Here is a 22,582-nt window from a genome sequence, read left to right on the forward strand (position 1 = left end):
GTGAGCGATGGCAAGCCTGCAGATCATAGTGTTCGATGTATGCGGGATAGAATGCGCACTGCGCCGGAATGCGGTGCGGGAACTTCTGCCGCTGCCGCGCCTGTGGCGGCCGCCCGGTACGCCGCAGCCGGTTGCGGGATTCTTCAATCTTGGCGGCGCGGCCATCCCCGTCGTTCGGCTCGACAGACTTTTCGGCCTCGAACAGGGCGAGACCTTACCCGAAGCCGACCTCTACCGGCACCTCATCCTGATCGAGGGCCTGACCGGCACGAATCCCACGGCGTTTCTCGTCGACCGGGTTCAGGATCTTGCCGAGGTGAGCCCATCACAACTCTCGCCGGTAACGGAGCAGGGTACGTTGAACGGCTGCGTCGAGGCGGAAATCGATCTCGATGGCGGGCTCGTTCATCTTCTGTCCCTCGAACGCATTCTCTTCGCCGAGGAGCAGCAGGCACTCGCCGAACTGGGACGCCAGGCGCAGAACCGTCTGAGCGAGTGGGCGGTTACGGCCTGATGGCCGAAAAGCCCGTTCCTCATTTCGGACTCGATGCAGGCTTTCCACGGTTAAAGAGCCTCGTCATCGCACGCACGGGCCATTTCTATTATCAGGACAAGGACGACCTGCTCTGGGAACGTGTGCGCAAGCGCCTGCGCGCGACAGGCGCTCGCGACTGCACGCAATATCTGGAACGCCTGAACGATCCAGCCCTCGGCCCTGCCGAGTGGAGCCGTCTCGAAGCAGACATCACTATCGGCGAAACCTTCTTCTTCCGTTATGCTGAGCAGTTCACCGCCTTGCGCGAAAGGATCCTGCCGGACATCATCGCACGCAAACGCGCCGAGAAGCGTCTGCGCATCTGGAGTGCGGGCTGCGCCACGGGTGCCGAGCCCTATTCCATCGCCATCCTGCTCAGCGGGCTGCTCGGAGACGATCTGGAAAATTGGCGCGTCGGCATCGTCGGCACCGACATCAACGAGACGTTCCTGGACACCGCGCGCAAGGCACGCTTCGGCAAATGGGCGCTGCGCTCCCTCTCGCCTGAGGACAGGGCTTCCTATTTCGTATCGGGACCGGAAAAGGACCAATGGCAGCTACGGCCGGAATACCGGTCACTGGTCCGGTTCGAGCGGCATAATCTTTTGAGCCTTCTCGACGGAACCTCGCCGCTTCAGTTCACGGAATTCGACCTCATCCTCTGTCGCAACGTCCTGATCTATTTCCATCCCGATACCGTGGTCAGGATCGTCGGCGCCCTGCGCGACAGCCTCCTCGACGAAGGCTGGATGCTGCTCGGCCATGCGGAGCCCAATCCTGCCTTCGCAGCGATGCTGCAGGTCATCAGCCTTCCCGGAACCGTCGCCTATCTGCGCGGGTCGGGCCATGAGGCCGCCGCGGCACCCGCTCTCGAGAGCAAAGCCACGTATGAGCCACCTTCCTGGCCCATCATTCCGCCACCTCCTCCTGCAAACCCGGAAATACGGCAACGAAGGCCGCTCCCCGCCCCGCCGCCTCGGGCGGAGCCTCACCCTGTCCCGATTCCCGAACGGCCGGACTCTCTCCTGGCCGAGGTCCGCGCCATGGCCGATGCGGGCCAGTTCGAAGCCGCCGACGCCCTGTGCCGGAAAGCGCTTCTCGCGCAGCCACTGAATCCCGTCCTGCATTTTTACCAAGGCCTCATCGCGCAGGCGATGAAACACCCTGTCGAGGCGGAGAAAGCCTTTCGCAGGGGCATATATCTCGATAAGAGCTTTGCCATGGCTCATTACCATCTCGGACTTCTGCTTCTGGCGGACGGGCGATACGGACCAGGGCGACGGTCCATGGCCAATGCGGCGCGCATTGCGGCCACGATGCCGGGCGAAACCGTGCTCGACGAAGCCGATGGACTGACCGCCCGGGAGCTGAGCAACCTTGTCCGCGCGCATCTGCAGGCCATAACCCGATTCGACGTGAGGGGTTGATATGGCGAAGTCGCTGCGCCGCAAGCTGAGAGAGATCAATCGGGCCGGCACCATCTCCGCCGAGGAGAGAGCCCGTCTGATCCTCGACGACAGAACCGAGCGCCTTGCCTCCCGGTCGGGCAACCGCGAGACGGCTACCGTGGCAGCGGTCCAGGTGCTGATCTGCGAGGCGGGCCGCGAGACCTATGGACTTCCCATCGAAGCGGTTGCGGAAGTCCTGCCCTTTCGGGCCTGCCTGCCGATCCCGGACGGTCCGCCGGCCCTGGTCGGCCTTTTCGGACGCGGCGGCCATCTCATCAGTGTGATCGATCTGGGCCTGGCCCTCGGAATCGGCCCCGCAGCAGAAAACGGCAGCCAGCACCTCGTTCTTCTTCGGCGCGATCCCATGCGAATCGCGCTTCGCGTCGCCCGGGCTCATGGGGTCGCTGCCGCCACGCCCATCACCACCGAGGAATCAGGCGGATTTCGCAAGGAATCCGTCATCGGCTACGCCGAAATCCGGTCCGGCGTTGTCGGCCAGGAAAGAATCCTATCTCTCCTGGATATCGACCGCCTTCTCAGCCCTTTCCTGTCTTCCCTACCTGTTTCCGGAGCTTAACGTGACGATCTCGATTGCGAATCGCATTCTTCTCGGCTTCGCCTTCATTGTCGCGCTGATGGTCGGCCTTGGCATTTACACGATCAATCAGCTCGACGATGTCCGTCAGACCACCGAGACGATCGTCGAGCGCGATCTGTCGGTCATGCGCCAGGTGGAAGCCTCCGGTTCCCAGCAGAACGAGATGCGGGCACTGCGGGAGGAAGCTCTGTCGCGCTTTCTCCTGCGCTCGCTCGGTCAACAGCAGAGTTCCTATGAGAACCTGATGTCCGAATGGGGCCAGCGGGCCGCCGCCACGGAAGCATCCCTGTCCCAGGCCATTGCCACGGTGAACGGCTTCAGGACCCAGTCCGTTTCGAGCGAACGGGCGGATGCCTGGCGTCGCATCGCCGAGCTTCTCAGCGCTGCCAATGCGGAACTTCGCCAGATCAGAACTTCGACCGAGCGCCAGTTCGCGGCGTTTCAGAACAACGATCTGCCCACCGTTCTGGCGGCGCAAACCAGCTTGAATGCCAGCCGGGCCAACTGGACCAGGACCTTGAACGAGACCCGCGGCATTCTGGGGGAAGCCGTCGCCATCGGACAGCGCCGCGTCGCCGAGGTCTACGAGCAGAGCAGGACCTCGATCATCCTCGCGCTCGCGGCCGTCGCCATTCTCAGCATTCTCATCACCTATGCCCTGCGATCCTCGATCGCCAATCCGCTGAGCGCCTTCATGCAGTTCGTCGAGCGGGTCGGGCGCGGCGATCTGGCAGGCCAGACGGCAACAGCGGGCAAGGACGAGATCGGACGTCTCGGCGCAACCCTGAACGAGATGGTCGACGGCCTGCGGCAATTGGCGAAACAGAGCCGCGAAGCGACCGAGAACCTGAACGCGGCGGCGGCCGAGATCCGCGCCTCGACCCAGGAGCAGGCCGCGAGCGTGGAAGAGCAGCTCGCGGCCGTGCAGGAAACCGCGGCGACCGTCGACGAGATCACCCATGCGGGTGCGCAGATCGGCAAGCGCGCGCAGGAGGTCATCGCATCCGCGCAGGCGACCGCTCAGACCAGCATGTCCGGCTTGCAGGCGGTGGACGAAACGGCGCTCGCCATGGATGCTATCCGCGAGCAGGCGGAGGCCGTGGCCGAGAACATCGTCGCCTTGAGCGAGAAGACGCAGGCGGTCGGCGAGATCATCTCCACCGTCAACGACATTTCGGAGCGCACCCATCTGCTCGCGCTCAACGCCGCCATCGAGGCCGCAGCCGCAGGCGAGAACGGCCGCAGTTTCGCGGTCGTCGCGTCCGAGATGAAGGTGCTCGCGGATCAGGCCAAGGACGCGACGGCGCAGGTGCGCTCGATCCTCGGCGATATCCAGCGCGGTATCAACTCCTCGGTCATGCTGACGGAGGAAGCGGTCAAGCGCGTCACCGCCGGAAAGGAGCGGACGGATACGACGCAGCAGACCATCACCGAGATCTCTGACCGCGTTCAGGAAAGCGTCCAGACCTTCCAGCAGATCGTCGCCTCCACCAACCAGCAGCAACTCGGAATCGAGCAGGTGATGGGCGCGCTTCAGAACATCCGCCAGGCGAGCCAGCAGACGGCGGCCGGCACCCGCCAGCTCGACATGGCGGCGGCTAACCTCGCCGATCTGTCGCAGCAGCTTCTCGCTCTCGTCGAGCGCTACCGCGTTTGATCAGCAAGGGCCGGGACCCAGCCTCGTGACGGATATCCGCAAACAGCTGCTCGCAGCATTCGACGTGGAGCACCGGGAGCATCTCCATGCGATCCGGAACGCCCTCGACAATGCCGATCGCGGCAGCGCCATCGACATGGCGGATGTCTTTCGTCGGGCACATTCCCTCAAAGGGGCCGCACGTGCGGTGGATCTCCCCGATGTCGAAGAGGTCGCCCACCAGCTCGAAGCCCTGTTCTCCCAGGTTCTGGAAGGTGAGCGATCTCTGGATACGCCGACCATCGCAGCGGTGCGCGTGAGCCTCGACACCATCGAGGACCTGGTCGCTGAAATATCGAAGCCGGCGGGCACCGCATCCCCAAAGGCGGCTCTGCAGGTCCTCGGGCAATTGTCGGATGCGAAGTCCTCGCCGACCCTTCCCGTACCGCAGATGGAAGCAGTTCAGGAGACGCCTGCGCCCAAGGCGGACAATGCGCCGGACGTGGGGGCGGGCACGTATCTCCGGGTCGCCGCCGAGCAGATGGAGGAGCTATCGAGCTCCATGCATCAGCTCCTTTCGGAATTGCAGGCGGATGAGGCCATGGCGGAAACGCTCCGACAGATCGAATTGGACGTGCGCGGCTTGAGGCGCAGCTGGGATACGCTTCACACGCAGATCGTCTCGCTGGCATCCGGCGCACCGAAATCCGCTACGGGCAGAAATGCGAGATCGGCAAGCGTCTTCGCGCCTCGCCTGAGGGATTTCGATCAGGACCTGAAAAGCCTTTTCCGTAAATTGTCGGCCCTGTCGCGAAGCCACAAGCAGTCCGCCTGGGCCACCGAGCAGGCGGCCCGGCAAGTCCGGGAGAATATCGAGCGGGTATCGCTTGTCTCCGCCGAGACGGTGTTCGGACGTTTCGGGCACATGGTGCGCGAGATCGCGCGTGAGGAAGGCCGTGACGTCCATGCGCGCACCATCGGCCTCGACATCCAGGTCGACCGGCAGGTGCTCCAGGCCCTCAAGGACCCGATCATGCACCTCCTGCGCAATGCGGTCAGCCATGGGGCGGAAGACGCCGCCGAGCGGGCCGCCAGGGGAAAGCCGGAGCGAGCCGAGATCACCCTGGAGCTTGCCTCGCGCGGCGGACGTCTGGCCGTCAGCGTCCGCGACGACGGGCGCGGGCCCGATCTCAGGCGGATCGAGCAGGTGGCGATCGAACGCGGTCTGCTGCCGCCACGGAGGGAGGGCGACCTGCCGCCGATGATGGACCAGCTGCTCCCGCTGGTCTTCTCGCCAGGCTTCTCCACGGCCGATGAGGTCGACCGCCTGTCCGGCCGCGGCATGGGGCTCTCCGTCGTCGCGGAAGCGGCCCGCAAGCTGCACGGCTCGGTATTGCTGCGGCCCCATTACCCCTGGGGTACGGAAGTGCTGCTGTCGGTGCCGTTCACTGCCGCGCGCCAATCGCTTCTCCTGGTCGAGGCGGAAGGACGCATGTTCGGGCTGCCGGCCCATGGGGTCGCGCGTCTCCTGCGATTGCGGGCCGAGTCGCTGGAAAGCGTGGAAGGCCGCCCGGCGGCCCGGATCGAGGTCGGGGGGCAAGACGTTATTGTTCCTGTCATCGCTCTTGCAGCTCTCACGGGATCGCCCAATGCACAAATTCCAATCGAGCTTGGAAACGCGAAAGCCGTGCTCGTCCGGCACGGCGCCCGCTATTGTGCCCTGGCCGTCAATGCCTTTCACGATGTCCGGACGATGCTGGTCAATGAGATTCAGGCCATCGGCTTGGGCGATATGGTTTCCGGCACGGTTCTTCTCGAGGACGAGATGCCCGCGCTTGTGCTGAGCCCCGAACTCTTGGTCGAACATTGGGTCAGGAACGAGAGCCGCCTTGCAGCCGGAGGCTTGGGCCTTGCAGAGTGGGGGCTGGCTGCGGAGCAGCAGGGTGCGACCGTTCTCGTCGTGGACGATTCCATCACCACCCGCACCCTCGAGAAGAGTATTCTCGAAGCGCAGGGCTACCGTGTCCTGCTCAGCGTCGACGGCATCGACGCGCTCAACGTGCTGCGCTCGGGCGAGGCGATGGTCGATCTCGTCATCGCCGATGTGGAGATGCCGCGCATGGACGGTTTCGGTCTCCTGCAGGCGATCAAGACCGATCCTCGGCTCGCGGCAACGCCCGTGATCCTGATGACGTCCCGCGCGGACCCCGCCGACGTGCGCCGGGGCCTCGATCTCGGCGCGAGCGCCTATATCACCAAGCAGAAGTTCGACCAGCGCGAGCTTCTGGCAACGATCGGACAATTGTTATGAGGTCCTCGCCGCAATCGCGCGTCCGCGTGATGGTCGTGGAGGATTCCCTGGTGGTCCGCCAGCTCCTCGCCCACATCATCGCCCGTGATCCGCGCCTGATCCTGGCCGCCGCCGTCGGTTCGGCGGAGGAGGCGCTGCAGGAAATCGGCCGCGTCCAGCCCGATGTGATCTCCATGGACATTCGCCTCCCCGGCATGGACGGGCTTGAGGCGACGCGCCGGATCATGTCGGAGCACCCGACCCCCATCGTGGTGATCGCGGGCAGCATCGAGGACTCGGCGCTCCGGATTTCCATGAACGCATTGCGAGCCGGTGCGCTCTCCGTCGTGGAAAAACCTGTCGGCGTCACGAGCGCGGGTTATGACGGCATCGCGGAGACGATCTGCACGCAGCTCTACATCATGAGCCAGGTGCCCGTGGTCCGGCAGCGCTCCTTCGCATGGCGGACCCAGGCCCCCGAAACATCGCTGCGGCGGGAGGAGGCGACCGGTACCGCGCGGCCGACGATCTTAGGCATTGCGGCATCCACCGGCGGGCCTCCCGCGCTCGCCAAAATCCTGGGCGCCTTTCCCGCAGACTTTCCCATCCCTATCCTTCTCGTGCAGCATATGGGGGCACCCTTCATGGAGGGTTTCGCATCATGGCTGGATGGTTTGATGCCGCTCGAGGTCCGGCTGGCGCAGGACCAGGAAATCCCGGTCGCTGGCAAGGTCTACGTGGCGCCGGGCGACCGTCACCTGCTTCTGTCTCCGACGGGAGCGTTGCGCCTCAGCGCCGCGCCTCCCTTAAGCAGCCAGCGGCCTTCCGCAACCCTGATGTTCGAATCCATGGCCAAGGCCGCAGGACCGAAAGGACTCGGCGTCATCCTGACCGGGATGGGGGAGGATGGGGCCATAGGTCTCGCCGAATTGCGCCAGGCAGGCGGCTACACCATCGCCGAGGATGAAAGCACCGCCGTCGTCTATGGCATGCCGGCCGCCGCCATCCGCATGGGGGGAGCCCGCGTCAGTCTGCCTCTCGATCTCATTGCGCCGCGCCTCCTGCGTCTGGCGAAGGGAGATGGTGAATGAGCATCGCCCCCGCGAGCCAGGCGACCCGCATCCTCCTGGTCGAGGATTCCGAAACCCAGGCGCTCCAGCTTAGGTATGTGCTGGAAACCAACGGTTTCGACGTCGATTGGCAGGCGACGGCGGAGGCGGCCCTCGACAGCCTGAATGCAGGGCTGCCGGATCTCGTCATCGCCGATTACCATCTGCCGGGCATGAACGGCGACGAGCTTTCGCGCCAGATGCGCCTGAATGTGCGCACCCGCGCCATTCCGGTGATCATGCTGACGGAAGCGCGGGAGCGCGCCGTCGAACGGCAGGGGCTGGAGAGCGGCGCGGACGCCTATATCTCCAAATCCGCCGAACAGGATCTGATCATCCTCCGGATCAAGGCCCTGCTTCGCCGGCAGGCCGCCCCCGAAGTGAAGGAGGGCCGCGAGGCGCCGAGCTTCAGTGCCTTCCGCCGGGCCCGCATCATCGTCGTCGACGACAGCCTGACCCGCCGGACCTATCTCCAGGACCTCCTGTCCCGTGAGGGCTATGAGGTGACCCCGGAAGCGGAGCCGGCCGAAGCTCTCAGGCTTGTCGGCGCGCCAGGGACCTCGTGGGATTGCATCCTCGTCAACGTCTTGAGTCCGAGCTTCGACGGCATCGAGCTGTGCCGCCAATTGAACGCCTATCGCAGCCTCGCGCCCACGCCTGGGACGGAGCTTCCGAGCTTCTACATCGTCGGCCTGGGCAACGAGGATGGCGGGGACGTGCTGGCGCGCACCTTCGCAGCCGGGGCGGACGACGTCGTGCCGGGCACTGCAGAGCCTGATGTCATGCGGGTCCGCATCCGCGCCCTCGTCCGCCGCAAGCTTCTGCAGGACGAGAACTGGCGCATCGAGGCCGAACTGCGCGAGCGCGAACTCGCGCTTGAGCGGGTACGGGCAGAGGCCGCCGCGGCGGAGGCCCGCGCGTCTCTCGCCGAAGCCTTGGCCAAGGCCAATTCCGAACTCGAACAGGCCAATCATCGCCTCAAGGACACCCAGGCCAAACTCGTCCAGGCGGCCAAAATGGCCTCCCTCGGCGAGCTGGTCGCGGGCATCGCCCATGAAATCAACAACCCTCTCGCCTTCATCCTGGCGCATCAGGGCACGGTCGAACGCCTGCTGACGGACATTTCGGGGAAGATTCCCGCCGGATTAGGGCTCGAACGTCCCGTTGCAAAATCCCTCGAACGCATAGGCGCCATGAAACTTGGGCTTGGGCGGATTCAGGAACTCGTCCTGAACCTGCGGCGCTTCTCCCGCCTGGACGAGGGCGGATTTCAGACCGTCAATGTACGCGAATCGATCGAGACGGTGCTGGCTCTTCTGGGGTACAAACTGGGCACGCGCATCGATGTCCGCCGCCACTATGGTGGCGTTCCCGACCTTTATTGCTCTCCGGCCCTGCTGAACCAGGTTGTCATGAACATCATCGGCAACGCGGCCGATGCAATTCCGGGAACCGGCGCGATCGATATTGAAACCTCAAGCGACGAGACAACCTATACCATCCAGATCAGCGATACGGGACCGGGCATCCCGCAGGACCTGCGGGAGCGCATCTTCGAGCCTTTTTTTACGACCAAGCCGGTCGGCGCAGGAACTGGACTCGGTCTTGCCATCGCTTATAGCGTCGTCCAGGCCCACGAGGGAACGATCACGGTGGATACAGGCCCGTTAGGCGGCGCCAGCTTCGCCGTTACGATCCCAAGGCGGAAAGTTGAATGATCGCGTCGAACGACACCAATCCCAAGCCTGGCACGATCCTGGTCGTCGACGACGAGCCGGATATTCTGGTCGCCATCGAGGACCTGTTCGAGAATGATTATCGGGTGATCACCACGTCATCGCCCCTCCAGGCGCTCGTCATCCTCGACCGCGAACCTGATATCGCGATCATTATCTCCGACCAGCGCATGCCGGAGATGCAGGGCGACGAGTTCCTTGCCAAAGCCAGGACCCGCAGCCATGCGGAGGCGATCCTCCTTACCGGCTATGCGGATCTGAAGGCCGTGATCGGGGCGGTGAACAGAGGCCGGATCATGGCCTATGTGCCCAAGCCCTGGGATCCGGCGGCTCTCACCAGCATGGTCGCCTCGGCTTATGAGCGTTTTAGGCTCGCCCGCGAGCTCGACACCGAACGCGCGTTGCTCCGCGGCCTCATGGAAAACATGGGCGACCGGATCTCGTTCAAGGATCCAGAAGGCCGGTTCGTGCGGTTGAACACCAGCAAGGCGAAAAGCCTCGGTCTCAGCATCGGGGCGTGTTTGGGCCGCAGGGAAAGCGAGCTCGTCGGCCCCGAGCAGGCCGCCGTGATCGAACAGATGGAATATCAGGCCATCACGGCGCGAAGCCTTGGTGAACGCATCGAGGAGCGGCACGGTCCGGACGGCGTGACGCAATGGTTCTTCATCAGCCATATTCCGATCCTCGATGAAGCCGGTACCGTCACGAACCTCGCCACCATCGAGCGCGATATCACCGAGCGCAAGGTGATGGAGATGCGCCTACGGCAGGCCGACAAGATGCAGGCGCTCGGTACCCTTGCGGGAGGCGTGGCGCACGACTTCAACAATCTTCTGATGGCGGTTCTCGGCAGCCTCGACCTCGCCTCGCGCCGCGCCCCGGACGATCCGCGCCTGAACAGGCTTCTGCAGAACGCCACTTATGCCGCCGAGCGGGGCGCTTCCCTGACTCAGAGGCTCCTCAGCTTCAGCCGGCAGCGGGATCTTCGATTGCAGGCCGTCGACGTCAACCATGTCATCGCGGACATGAATGATCTGCTCATGCGCACCCTCGGCGGCGTCATCAGGATCGAGAAGAGCCTCTCCGAGGGCCTCTGGATGGCCATGGTCGACCCGGACCAGCTCGAACTGGCGGTGCTGAACCTCTGCATCAATGCCCGCGACGCGATGCCGGAAAACGGGGTGCTGACCCTTTCAACGCGAAACCAGACCGTGTCGGAAGGAGAAATCGCAGATATGACCGGGGGCGACTACGTGGTGATCTCCGTGGCCGATACGGGCGCGGGGATTCCGCCGGACGTCCTGAACCGGGTGCTCGAGCCCTTCTTCACCACCAAGGAAGTGGGCAAGGGCACCGGCCTCGGCCTGCCCATGGTCTACGGCCTCGCGCAGCAATCGGGCGGCACCGTCACCATCGACAGCACGGTCGGCGTGGGCACGGTCGTCGAGCTCTATCTGTCCCGCACCGCCGCGGGCCGGCACGATGCGCCTCCCAAGGAGGCGGCGGCGATGCCGTCCGCTCCCAAGGTACGCGTTCTGCTTGTGGATGACGACGCGGAAGTCAGGGCCGTGACCGCCGCCTATCTGAGCGAGATGGGCCACCGGGTCGTCGAAGCCTCCGACGGGGCGGCCGGTATCGATATCCTCAAGGCCGACGATCAGATCGATCTTCTGATCGCCGATTTCGCCATGCCGGGGATAACCGGCCTGGACCTCGCTATTCAGGCCAGGCGGCACCGGCCCGATCTCGGCGTCCTGCTCGTGACCGGGTATGCCGATCCGGAAAGGATGCCGGAAGGTTATCCTATGTTGCAGAAGCCTTTCGGCCGCAGCGAACTGGCGGCCAAGGTGACCGAGGTGGCGCGTGAAACCGCCCGGACCAGAATCGGCAATCCCAGCCCGCGGTAAGGTTCATCGGGTTTCGCCTCAGGAAAGTAAGGCGAATGGCAGCGGCCAGCGGCGCTCCGGCTTCCCATTCGTCCCGAAAAATCCCTGCAAGGCTGAAGCATTCCTTATGAATGGAAATATGAATGGAAATTCGTGAAATTGCTCTATGTCTTTGAAAAAGCCATTTTATTTCGCAGAATCAGCGCCTGCCTTTACTGAGAATGCGCAGAACTTCATCGGCGAGCAGGGTCGGGAGTTTCGCGTTCAAGTCGCGCAGATTTGACAGCATCAAGCAGCCTGCCCCGGTGCCGGTAAGCATGAAATGCTATATTTTTTCCGAATTCTCCGGATCCGAAGACGGACCGATTGACATTGAACGATGTTCGCACATTAACTCTGTCGCGGAACGGCCATAATCCAGAGCCGTCTCAGAGGACTTTCATAATGAAGAAATCAGCTCTTCTTGCAGCTGTCTGCGTTCCGGCATTCCTGGCAGCGGCGCCGCTGTCGGCCAAAACGCTCGTCTATTGCTCCGAAGGCAGCCCGGAGAACTTCTACCCTGGCGTCAACACCACCGGTACGTCATTCGACGCCAGCGAGCAGATCTATAACCGCATTGTCGAGTTCGAGCGCGGCGGCACGAAAGTCGTTCCCGGCCTCGCGGAAAAGTGGGACGTCTCGCCCGACGGCACGGTCTATACCTTCCACCTCCGCAAGGGTGTGAAGTGGCACTCCAACAAGAACTTCAAGCCGACCCGCAACATGAACGCCGACGACGTCGTGTTCATGCTCGAGCGTCAGTGGAAGCAGGACAACCCCTACTTCAAGGTCACGAGCCCGAACCACTCCTATTTCGACGACATGGGCATGCCCAAGCTGATCAAGTCGGTGGAGAAGGTTGACGATTCCACCGTCAAGATCACCCTGAACCAGCCGGAAGCGCCGTTCCTCGCCGACCTGGCCATGATGTTTGCCAGCGTCCAGTCGAAGGAATACGCCGACGCGATGCTGAAGGCAGGCACCCCGGAAAAGATCGACCAAGAGCCGATCGGCACGGGCCCGTTCTCCCTGGTCCAGTACCAGAAGGACGCGATCATCCGCTATAAGGCGTTCCCCGACTACTGGAACGGCAAGGCCAAGATCGACGACCTCGTGTTCGCGATCACGCCGGACGCCTCCGTCCGCTGGGCGAAGCTTCAGAAGGGCGAATGCCACGTGATGCCGTACCCGAACCCGGCAGATCTCGACGCCATGAAGAAGGATCCGAACGTCACGATCCTCGATCAGGCCGGCCTGAACATCGGCTATCTCGCCTACAACACCACGAAGAAGCCCTTCGACGACGTGCGCGTCCGCAAGGCGCTCAACATGGCCATGAACAAGAAGGCCATCGTCGACGCGGTGTACCTGTCGAGCGGCGTGCCGGCGAAGAACCCGATCCCGCCGTCCATGTGGTCCTACAACGACGCCGTCAAGGACGAACCGTTCGATCCGGAAGCCGCCAAGAAGCTTCTGGCCGAAGCGGGCTATCCGAACGGCTTCGAGACCGACCTGTGGGCCATGCCCGTACAGCGTCCGTACAACCCGAACGGCAAGCGCGTCGCCGAGCTCATGCAGGCCGACCTCGCCAAGATCGGCGTGAAGGCCGAAATCAAGTCCTATGAATGGGGTGAGTACCGCAAGCGTATGCAGGCGGGCGAGCATGGAATGGGTCAGTTGGGTTGGACCGGCGACAACGGCGACCCGGACAACTTCCTGCACACCCTGCTCGGCTGCGCCTCGGCGCAGAGCAACGGCTCGAACGTCGCGAAGTTCTGCTACAAGCCGTTCGACGATCTCGTCACGAAGGCGAAGGTCACGACCGATATCGGCCAGCGCACGGAGCTCTACAAGCAGGCTCAGGTGATCTTCAAGGAGCAGGCTCCCTGGTTCACCGTCGCCCATGCCGTGCAGTTGAAGCCGGTCCGCAAGGAAGTGGTCGACTTCAAGCTCTCGCCCTTCGGTCGCCACACCTTCTACGGCGTGGATATCAAAGGCAAGTAAGGCTTTCACATTGGCCTCCGGCGGAGCGGCTTCACGCCGCTCCGCCTTTTTTCCATTTGAGACATGCTCCGATTCATCCTCACACGCGTCAGCCTCATCATCCCGACCTTCATCGGGATCACGCTGCTGGCTTTCTTCCTCATCCGCCTCGTGCCCGGCGACCCGATCGAGACCATGGCGGGCGAACGCGGCATCGATGCCGCGCGCCACGAGCAGCTCAAGAAAGACTTCGGGCTCGACCGGCCGCTGATCGTGCAATACGGCTACTATATCGAGCGCGTTCTGCACGGCGACCTCGGCAAGTCCATCGTCACGCGGGAATCCGTGCTCGACGAGTTCCAGACGCTCTTCCCCGCGACGGTCGAACTGGCGGTCTGCGCAATCCTCTTTGCGCTTCTGCTCGGCATTCCGGCCGGCATCCTGGCGGCGGTCAGACGAAATTCGATCTTCGATCATGGGGTCATGGGCATCTCGCTGACCGGCTATTCCATGCCGATCTTCTGGTGGGGCCTCATCCTCATCCTGCTGTTTTCCGTTCAGCTCGGCTGGACGCCGGTCTCGGGCCGCATCGACGTGCTCTATTACATCGAGCCGGTCACAGGCTTTCTGTTGATCGATTCCCTGTTCTCCGACGATGAAGGCGCGTTCCTGTCGGCGCTCGGGCATCTCATTCTGCCAACCATCGTGCTCGGCACTGTGCCGCTTGCCGTCATCGCGCGCATGACCCGCTCGGCGATGCTCGAAGTCTTGGGCGAGGATTATATCCGCACCGCCAAGGCGAAGGGCCTGTCACGTTTCCGCGTGATTTCCCTGCATGCCTTGCGCAACGCCTTGATCCCCGTCGTCACCGTCATCGGCCTGCAGGTCGGCGTTCTCTTTACTGGCGCGATCCTGACCGAGACGATCTTCTCCTGGCCCGGTATCGGCAAGTGGCTGATCGAAGCGATCTTCCGCCGCGACTATCCCGTCCTGCAGGGTGGCCTGCTTCTCGTCGGCGTGATCGTGATGAGCGTGAACCTGCTTGTCGATCTCACCTATGGCCTCATCAATCCGCGCATCAGGTATAACCGATGACTGCAGAAACCATGGAAGCTCCCACCGTTGCCGTGCCGACGGCAACGCCGCCTCACCCGCTTCGCGAGTTCTGGGGCTATTTCAGCGCCAATCGCGGCGCTGTCGCCGGCCTCTTCGTCATCGTCGGCGTCGCCCTTGTCGCATTGCTGGCCGATGTGATCGCGCCGCACTCGCCCTATCTCACCGACACCACGATCGCCCTCAAGCCGCCGTTCTGGCAGGAGGGCGGATTGCTCTCCTATCCGCTCGGCACGGACGCTATCGGCCGCGACATGCTTTCGCGTCTGATCTACGGCTCGCGCCTGTCGCTGATGATCGGCGTGATCGTGATCACGATCTCGATTGTTGTGGGTACCGTTCTCGGCCTTGTCGCGGGCTTCGCGCGCGGCATGACCGAGATCTTCATTATGCGTCTGATGGATATCATCCTGACGATGCCGAGCCTGCTCCTTGCCATCGTCATCGTGGCGGTGCTCGGCCCCGGCCTCGCCAACTCGATGCTTGCCGTGGCTTTGGTCATCCTGCCCCATTACGTGCGCCTTGCCCGCGCGGCTGTGATCACCGAAACGTCGAAGGACTACGTCACGGCGGCTCGCGTGAGCGGCGCCGGGACCTTGCGTCTGATGTTCAAGGAAGTGCTGCCGAACTGCACCGCGCCTCTGATCGTGCAGGCCTCGCTCGGCATCTCGACGGCGATCCTCGACGCGGCGGCCCTCGGCTTCCTCGGACTTGGCGCACAACCGCCTTCGCCCGAATGGGGAACGATGCTGGCGGATGCCCGCGAATTCGTGCTCCGTGCCTGGTGGGTCGTGACCTTTCCCGGTCTTGCGATCCTCATCACGGTGCTTGCCTTTAATCTGCTCGGGGACGGTCTTCGCGACGCCCTCGATCCAAAACTGAAGCGCTGACCATGGCCCTTCTCGAAATTGAAAACCTGTCGGTCGAATTTCCGACCCAAGGCGGCATCATGCGGGCCGTCGACGGCGTCAGCCTCACGCTCGAAGAGGGCGAGGTTCTCGGCGTCGTCGGAGAATCCGGCTCCGGCAAGAGCGTGACGATGCTCGCCCTCATGGGCCTCATCCCCTTCCCCGGTCGGGTCAGGGCACAGAAGCTCTCCTTCAACGGGCGCGATCTTCTGACGATGTCGGACCGCGAGCGGCGCAAGCTCACGGGCAAGGACGTCGCGATGATCTTCCAGGACCCGACGACGAGCCTCAATCCGTGCTTCACCATCGGCTTCCAGCTCACCGAGACGCTGCGCCTGCATGAAGGCATGGACCGCAAGGCGGCGCGCCGCCGGGCGATCGAGCTGCTGGAACAGGTCGGCATCCCTTCGGCGGAGAGCCGGCTCTCCGCCTATCCTCACCAGCTTTCGGGTGGCATGAACCAGCGCGTGATGATCGCAATGGCGATTGCCTGCAATCCGAAGCTCCTGATCGCCGACGAGCCGACCACCGCGCTCGACGTGACGATTCAGGCACAGATCCTCGACCTGCTGATGAACCTGCAGAAAGAGCGCAACATGGCGCTCGTCATGATCACCCACAACATGGGCGTCGTCTCTGAGACGGCGCAGCGCGTAATGGTGATGTATGCGGGTCAGATCATGGAAGAGCGCTCCGCCGCCGACCTGTTTGCCTCGCCGCAGCACCCCTACACGGCGGCGCTGCTGGCCGCTCTGCCGGAGCGTAGCGAAAATACGCGCCTCGCGACCATTCCGGGCGTGGTGCCAGGCCTCTACGACCGCCCGCGCGGCTGCCTGTTCAGCCCGCGCTGCAACTATGCGACCGAGCATTCCCGCCATGTGCGTCCGGATCTGCGGCCTTGGGCCGGCGGCCATGTCCGCTGCCACTATCCGCTCGGTGATCCGAACCGGGACGCCGCCATGAAAGCCGATCATCCTCTTGGAACGGAGGCCGCGTCGTGAGCGCTCCCGTTGTCGAAGCCAAGGGCCTGAAGCGCACCTATGAGGTGAAGCGAGGCCTGTTCAAGGAGCCGGGCCAACTGCAGGCTGTCGGCGGCATCTCCTTCTCCATCGAAGCCGGCAAGACCCTGGCGGTCGTCGGCGAATCCGGCTGCGGCAAGTCCACCCTTGCCCGCATGGTCACCCTCATCGAAAAGCCAACCGAGGGGAGCCTGACCCTCGACGGCATCGATGCGGTCAACCCGCCGGCCGGCAAAGCCAAGGACCTGCGCCGCATGGTGCAGTTCGTGTTCCAGAATCCCTACGGCTCGCTCAACCCGCGCAAGAAAGTGGGAACGATCCTCGAGGAGCCGCTGGCCATCAACACCGACCTGTCATCGGCCGAGCGCACCGAACGGGCGCGCGCGATGATGGCGAAGGTCGGTTTGCGGCCCGAGCACTACAACCGCTATCCGCACATGTTCTCCGGCGGCCAGCGCCAGCGCATCGCCATCGCGCGGGCGCTCATGCTCTCGCCGAAGCTGGTGGTCGCGGACGAGCCGGTTTCCGCTCTCGACGTGTCGATCCAGGCGCAGGTGTTGAACCTTCTGGCCGATCTGCAGGCGGAGATGGGCCTTGCCTATCTCTTCATCTCGCACGATCTCGGCGTTGTCCGGCACATCGCGCACGACGTGCTGGTGATGTATCTCGGCCATGCGGTCGAGCATGGGCCGAAGGAACGCATCTATGAGCGCCCCTTGCATCCCTATACGCAGGCACTTCTCTCCTCGACACCCGGCATCACCGGCACGAAGCGCAAGCGGATCGTTCTCAAGGGCGAACTGCCCTCGCCGCTCAATCCGCCGAAAGGCTGCGTATTCTCGACGCGCTGCCCCTATGTGACGGAGCGCTGCAAGGTCGAACGTCCGGCGCTGCGGTCGCTCGACGGCCGTCTCGTGGCATGCCACTACGCCGAGGACTTTCTCGAAAATCCCCCGGTCTGAGATTCCATCTCGAGCATCTTCCATGAGCTGGAACTCATGGAGGATGCTCTAGGTCTTAGTTTGACGCGTTTGTATCGCGCAAAACCGGAATCCACTTTACTGAAAATGCTCTGGTCAGGCAGGAAGCGGCAGGCGTTTCGCGCCGGCCGTCGTCTGGTCGGGCTGTGACGACGGAGAAGGAGTTTTCGTTTCGCGCTCCTTCGCCTCGCCCGTTGCAACTCTCATGCAGCAGATGACGGCCTCGCGCAGGGACGACACGTAATAATCCGAACCGAGAGAGGCCTGCCGACTCTGGTTATTTAAGACAGGGTCGTCGGGAGGCCACAAGCCGACGAGGATCGGTACATCGGGAAGACGCTTGCGAAGACGCCGCAAGAGATAGCGCAGGTGGGCAGGCGTGCCGGCAATCTCAAGATAGGAGAGGCACACCATACGCGCATTCTTCGCATCGAGATTGGCGATGCCTGACCGCGAAACCGCTTCATAAGGCACCGTGCGGACGCCCAGGCCGTGCTTGTTCAGCAGCTGGGCCAGCATGGACGCGGCGGCCTCATCGAGCGGCCCACGGCCCGCGATGCACAGAATCGCGCCCTCCTCCCTCCACTCCTCGGGAATCCGATCTTCCGGCGGCGGCGTTTCCGGGACGGCAGGCGTCTTGATCGCAGGCTTCTCACTCGCCGGAGAAGCCACCGGTTCATCGTGCGTTTCCTTGTGTTCCGGCTCCTGATCGTCATGTCCGCTCAGATCCTGCACAAGGGAATTGACGACATCCTTGACCTGTTCGAGCTGATGACTGGTCAACACGCCGCGGCCGGCATCGTTGGCGGCAAGCTGGAGGCCTTTCAGGGCGACCTCGTCGTAATAGGAGGTCAGAGAACGCTCCCGGAGAAGGACCTCGGCGGATTCGAGCGCCTCGTCCGGATCGCCGGCCAGCATGCGCTGATAAAGGTTTTCCGCCGGGGTCAGGGCAGGCCTGTCCCCGAGCAGCACATCCAGAAATTCAAGTCTCTCCACGTGGCGTCCGAGGACTACGAGGCAGAGGGTCAAGGGCGTTGCGATGATCAGGCCGACCGGCCCCCAGATCCAGGTCCAGAAAATGGCCGAGAGAACGACCGCGAAGGGTGAGAGGCCGGTGCTCTGTCCATAGACGAGAGGTTCCACGACATTTCCCATGAGGGGCTCGCCGAGCAGGAACAGGGCCGCGGTCATCAAGGCCATCGTCCAGCCGGGATCGACGGCGGCGGCGAGCATGATGGGGAATGCTGCCGCAATGAACGAGCCGATATAGGGCACGAACCGCATCAGGGTCGCAAAAACGCCCCAGAGCAGAGGGCTCGGCACGCCGATGGCCCATAGGCCAATCGCAACCACGACCCCGAAGACGGCATTGAGGCCGAGCTGGATCAGGAAGTAGCGGGAAAGGCGCCTCGCCGCATCGTCCATGGCGATGGTCGTGCGGTGCAGATCGTTCGAGCCGAACAGGCGAATCATCCGGTCGCGCAGATCCTCCCGCTGCAGCAGGATGAAGATGAGAACGACGAAGACGATGCCCATGGTCGCGAGCGGCTGGAGCATCGGCAGCAGGATATTTCGTGCGAGTTCGAGGGGCGTCGGCTCCGGCTGATGCACTTCCACAGGCAGGGGCGCTGGATTCGCAGACTCCTGCGACTGCGCGACGGGTGGCGCGGATGAGTTCTGATCCTGCGGCTTTTCTTGAACGGCGCGGTCGAATTCCCGTCCCATATTCTTCAAAAGCGCCGGCAATCGTCCGATCGACCCCTCCTTCAGGGAACCGACCTTCTCCTTGATAACGGTCTGATAACGCGGGAGATCGGAGGCCAGACCGGCGAGCTGAAAGCCGATGATGCTACCCAGCGACAGGATGATCCCGAGGGTCACGAGGACGGCGATGATCACGGATGGGACACGGCCGAGATGCCATCGCCGCATGATGTCGACGAAGGGGGCGAGCACGAAGGCGAGCAGGATGGCGAGCACGATCGGCAGGAAAATCTCCTCGCCGACATAGAGAGCCCCAAGCACGACGAGGCCGACGATCAGGGTCATCAGACCAGAGATGCCGGGCACGCCAGGGGGCGGTATCTCGGTCTGCGAAGGTGTCTGCAAAGGCATGGGCGACGGGGCGACAGACATAAGGGCGCATCTCTCCGGAGCCGCAAGGAGATCTCCCGGCTCGCCCCCATCAACGCTCGGAAGCCTCGAACGATCCTTGGCCGTTTCAGAAAGGGGCAAGGCCCCTCAAAAACCGCTGGGACCATTTGCCATCTATGATCGACGGACCCTCGTCCCACTTCATGGCGTTCGGAGCATCGTTACGAACAGCCACGCATCGCTTCCCATGCCGCCCCCCTTCGCGCCATCATCCCCGACCGCGATGACCCGGAGAACCCTTCTGATCGGAGCGGCCCTTGCCGCCTCCTCCCCTGTCCGAGCCCAAAATGGAGAGTCCAGCCCTATGACGGTGACAGAGACGCGTCAGACCTTTTCGAGTGGCGGAAAAGCGATCACCGTCGACATTTTTGAGGCCAGCCAATCATCTCCGCGCCCGGCCGTGATCATGCTGCATGGAGCCGACGGGGTACGCCTCAACGCCCAATACAAGGAAGGCGCGCGCGGCGTCGCGGCAGCGGGATATCAGGTTCACCTCGTCCATTATCTTGACCGCACCGGGGAACGACGCGCCTCGCTTGCCACCCTGTTCCAGAATTTCCAGCCCTGGACCGACACCGTGGCGGACGCCCTGGCCTGGGTATCGAATCGTGCCGATATCGACCCGGCCCGTCTCGGAATCATCGGCATCTCGCTCGGTGCGGCGCTCGGGCTTGCCATTTCAAGCATGGACCGGCGCATCAGGGCCCTGGTCAACTATTTCGGGCCCCTGCCGCAGGGCGCCATCGGACGCGACTCACGCCTGCCGCCGACCCTGGTCCTGCACGGGGCCTTGGACCCCATCGTGCCCGTGGCCAACGCCTACACGATCGAGGCCCTCCTGCGGCAGCAGGAGGTCCCGCATGAGCTCAAGATCTACCCGGGCGAAGGGCACGGTTTCAGGGGCAAGGCACGGCAGGACGCCATGCGGCGGGTGCTTGCCTTTCTCGACCAATATCTGGCGAGCGAACCCAACGTCACGGCGCCCACGCCTCTTTCGGCCGGTGACTGGGACCGGTAAGAGTAGGTTTCGTACCGATGAAAGCGAAGAGAGAGTCGAAGAGAATTATGGCGACATCCGACGCGAACCCCACGCCCAATCCCCTTCTCGGTTCCTGGACGGCTCCTTACGGCCTGCCGCCCTTCGAGAGCATCGCGCCGGAGCATTACAAGCCTGCCTTCGACGCGGCCCTCGCGGAGCAGAAGGCCGAGGTCGCCACCATCGCGGACAGCGCAAACGCCCCGACCTTCGGCAATACCATCGAAGCCTTGGAGCGCAGCGGCGCTACCCTCAAGCGTGTGGGCGGAGTGTTCTTCAACCTGGCCGGATCGCATACGAACGACGCGATTCAGGCGGTCGAGCGCGAGATGGCGCCCCTGCTCGCCAAGCATCGCAACAGCATCTTTATGAACGATGCCCTGTTCCGCCGAGTGGATGCCCTCCACAGCAACAGGGATACCCTCGGCCTTGCGCCCGAGCAGGCTCGCGTGCTGGATCGGTATCACACCATCTTCGTCCGTGCAGGCGCACTGCTGGGTGCGGATGAAAAGAAGCGACTGGCCGAGATCACCGAGCGGCTTGCCGTCCTCGGCACGCAGTTTTCGCAGAATGTCCTGGCGGACGAGAGATCCTACAGGCTGGTTCTCGACGGCGATGAGGATCTGGCGGGCCTGCCCTCTTTCCTGCGCGAGGCCGCAGCCCAGGCCGCCGAGGATAGCGGCCTGAAGGGCAAGCATGTCATTACGCTCTCGCGCTCCAGCATCGAGCCGTTCCTGCAATTCTCCAGCCGCCGCGATCTGCGCGAGCAGGCCTTCAAGGCCTGGGCCCAGCGGGGCGAGGGTGGCGGCGCGACGGACAACAAGGCGATCATCGCGGAGATGGTGGCCTTGCGCGCGGAGCGGGCGAAGCTTCTCGGCTACGACACCTTCGCCGACTTCAAGCTGGCCGACACCATGGCCAAGACGCCGGAGGCGGTGCTGAACCTCCTGAACGAGGTCTGGACGCCTGCCCGCCGCCGCGCCATGCAGGAGCGTGACGACCTGCAGGCCCACGCGCAGTCGCAGGGCGACAACATCGCCATCGAGCCGTGGGACTGGCGCTATTATGCCGAGCAGGTCCGCATGGCCCGACACAATCTCGATGAAGCGGCGATCAAGCCCTATTTCCAGCTCGACCGGATCGTGGACGCGGCGTTCGAGACGGCCCATCGCCTCTTCGGGTTGAGCTTCGAGGAACTGAAGGACTTTCCGCGCTATCATCCGGATATCCGCGCCTGGAAAGTCACCGATACCGCAGGCGATTTCATCGGCCTCTTCATCGGCGATTATTTCGCGCGCAGCTCGAAGCGCAGCGGCGCCTGGATGAGCGCGTTCCGCTCGCAGGAGAAGCTTTCCGGCGACATCCGGCCCATCATCGTCAACGTGATGAATTTCGCCAAGGGTGGCCAAGGGGAGCCTTCCCTGTTGAGCTTCGACGATGCGCGCACGCTCTTCCACGAATTCGGCCATGCCCTGCACGGGCTGCTCTCGAACGTGACCTATCCGCTGCTGGCGGGAACGAGCGTGTCGACCGACTTCGTCGAATTGCCGTCGCAGCTTTATGAACACTGGCTCTCGCAGCCGGATGTCCTGCGCCGCTACGCCACCCATTACCGGACCGGCGAGCCGATTCCGGAAACGACGCTCGAGCGTCTGATGGCTGCGCGCAATTTCAACCAGGGTTTCGCGACGGTCGAATACCTCGCCTCCGCTTTCGTCGATATCGATTTTCACCGCCTCGCGGATGCGAGCGACATGGATGTGGCGGCGTTCGAGAAAGCATCGCTCGAGAAGATCGGCATGCCGCGCGAGATCATCATGCGGCATCGCACGCCGCACTTCGCCCATATCTTTTCGGGTGACGGCTATTCCGCGGGCTATTACAGCTATCTCTGGTCGGAGGTTCTGGATGCGGATGCGTTCAACGCCTTCGAGGAAACCGGTGACGCGTTCAACCGGGACATGGCGGACAAGCTGAAACGCTTCATCTATTCCGCCGGCAACCTGCGCGATTCGGCCGAGGCCTATACCGCCTTCCGGGGCCGCCTGCCGACGCCCGACGCGCTTCTTGCCAAGAGAGGGCTCGTCGCACCCGTGACGGAAGAAGCTTAAG

General features: G+C 63.5%; 16 protein-coding genes. 15 read left to right on the forward strand and 1 reads right to left on the reverse strand.

All coding sequences use genetic code 11. The features are described 5' to 3' along the window. Positions 1-7 precede the first annotated feature (7 nt). The 13 genes from AB4Y97_RS00490 to AB4Y97_RS00550 all read left to right on the forward strand — a co-directional run bounded on the left by AB4Y97_RS00490 (position 8) and on the right by AB4Y97_RS00550 (position 17,262). Complete coding sequence (locus AB4Y97_RS00490; RefSeq protein ID WP_441997028.1) at positions 8-514, forward strand: chemotaxis protein CheW; 507 nt, start codon at positions 8-10, stop codon at positions 512-514. Further along, entirely contained in the window at positions 514-1,962 is a 1,449-nt protein-coding gene (locus tag AB4Y97_RS00495) for a CheR family methyltransferase (protein WP_441997029.1), read from the forward strand. Before AB4Y97_RS00490 ends, AB4Y97_RS00495 begins: the two co-directional genes overlap by 1 nt. A gap of 1 nt (position 1,963) precedes the next feature. After that, a complete protein-coding gene (locus tag AB4Y97_RS00500; protein WP_441997030.1) occupies positions 1,964-2,560 on the forward strand; it encodes a chemotaxis protein CheW in 597 nt (198 codons plus the stop codon). Between the two features lies 1 nt (position 2,561). After that, on the forward strand, positions 2,562-4,238 hold the full coding sequence (locus tag AB4Y97_RS00505) for a methyl-accepting chemotaxis protein (RefSeq protein WP_441997031.1): 1,677 nt from the start codon (positions 2,562-2,564) through the stop codon (positions 4,236-4,238). Positions 4,239-4,263: 25 nt separating this feature from the next. Beyond that, positions 4,264-6,528 carry a hybrid sensor histidine kinase/response regulator gene (locus AB4Y97_RS00510; RefSeq protein ID WP_441997032.1) on the forward strand — a complete coding sequence of 755 codons (2,265 nt, stop codon included), beginning with the start codon at positions 4,264-4,266 and terminating at the stop codon, positions 6,526-6,528. Beyond that, a complete protein-coding gene (gene cheB / locus AB4Y97_RS00515) occupies positions 6,525-7,598 on the forward strand; it encodes a chemotaxis-specific protein-glutamate methyltransferase CheB (protein ID WP_441997033.1) in 1,074 nt (357 codons plus the stop codon). Before AB4Y97_RS00510 ends, cheB begins: the two co-directional genes overlap by 4 nt. Further along, positions 7,595-9,334 carry a response regulator gene (locus tag AB4Y97_RS00520; RefSeq protein WP_441997034.1) on the forward strand — a complete coding sequence of 580 codons (1,740 nt, stop codon included), beginning with the start codon at positions 7,595-7,597 and terminating at the stop codon, positions 9,332-9,334. Before cheB ends, AB4Y97_RS00520 begins: the two co-directional genes overlap by 4 nt. After that, the gene (locus AB4Y97_RS00525) at positions 9,331-11,259 is read left to right on the forward strand and encodes a response regulator (RefSeq protein ID WP_441997035.1); all 1,929 of its coding nucleotides are present in this window, start codon (positions 9,331-9,333) and stop codon (positions 11,257-11,259) included. The genes AB4Y97_RS00520 and AB4Y97_RS00525 overlap by 4 nt, the downstream gene beginning before the upstream one ends. Before the next feature lie 423 nt (positions 11,260-11,682). Next, positions 11,683-13,281 (forward strand): ABC transporter substrate-binding protein, encoded by a 1,599-nt coding sequence (locus tag AB4Y97_RS00530; protein WP_441997036.1) that lies wholly within the window; start codon positions 11,683-11,685, stop codon positions 13,279-13,281. Between the two features lie 63 nt (positions 13,282-13,344). Next, on the forward strand, positions 13,345-14,355 hold the full coding sequence (locus tag AB4Y97_RS00535; RefSeq protein WP_441997037.1) for an ABC transporter permease subunit: 1,011 nt from the start codon (positions 13,345-13,347) through the stop codon (positions 14,353-14,355). Then, the gene (locus AB4Y97_RS00540) at positions 14,352-15,263 is read left to right on the forward strand and encodes an ABC transporter permease subunit (RefSeq protein WP_441997038.1); all 912 of its coding nucleotides are present in this window, start codon (positions 14,352-14,354) and stop codon (positions 15,261-15,263) included. Before AB4Y97_RS00535 ends, AB4Y97_RS00540 begins: the two co-directional genes overlap by 4 nt. A gap of 2 nt (positions 15,264-15,265) precedes the next feature. Then, the gene (locus AB4Y97_RS00545) at positions 15,266-16,282 is read left to right on the forward strand and encodes an ABC transporter ATP-binding protein (protein ID WP_441997039.1); all 1,017 of its coding nucleotides are present in this window, start codon (positions 15,266-15,268) and stop codon (positions 16,280-16,282) included. Then, positions 16,279-17,262: a peptide ABC transporter ATP-binding protein gene (locus AB4Y97_RS00550; RefSeq protein WP_441997040.1), complete on the forward strand. Its 984-nt coding sequence runs from the start codon at positions 16,279-16,281 to the stop codon at positions 17,260-17,262. The genes AB4Y97_RS00545 and AB4Y97_RS00550 overlap by 4 nt, the downstream gene beginning before the upstream one ends. A gap of 114 nt (positions 17,263-17,376) precedes the next feature. Here AB4Y97_RS00550 and AB4Y97_RS00555 read toward each other — a convergent pair whose 3' ends face one another. Next, a complete protein-coding gene (locus AB4Y97_RS00555) occupies positions 17,377-19,416 on the reverse strand; it encodes an AI-2E family transporter (RefSeq protein WP_441997041.1) in 2,040 nt (679 codons plus the stop codon). A 322-nt stretch (positions 19,417-19,738) separates the two neighbouring features. Here AB4Y97_RS00555 and AB4Y97_RS00560 point away from each other — a divergent pair, with 322 nt between their 5' ends. Then, entirely contained in the window at positions 19,739-20,452 is a 714-nt protein-coding gene (locus AB4Y97_RS00560) for a dienelactone hydrolase family protein (protein ID WP_441997042.1), read from the forward strand. A gap of 47 nt (positions 20,453-20,499) precedes the next feature. Next, the gene (locus tag AB4Y97_RS00565; RefSeq protein ID WP_441997043.1) at positions 20,500-22,581 is read left to right on the forward strand and encodes a M3 family metallopeptidase; all 2,082 of its coding nucleotides are present in this window, start codon (positions 20,500-20,502) and stop codon (positions 22,579-22,581) included. Position 22,582: the final 1 nt, after the last annotated feature.

Source organism: Microvirga sp. 2TAF3 (genome assembly GCF_052114965.1).
Taxonomy (GTDB): Bacteria; Pseudomonadota; Alphaproteobacteria; order Rhizobiales; family Beijerinckiaceae; genus Microvirga.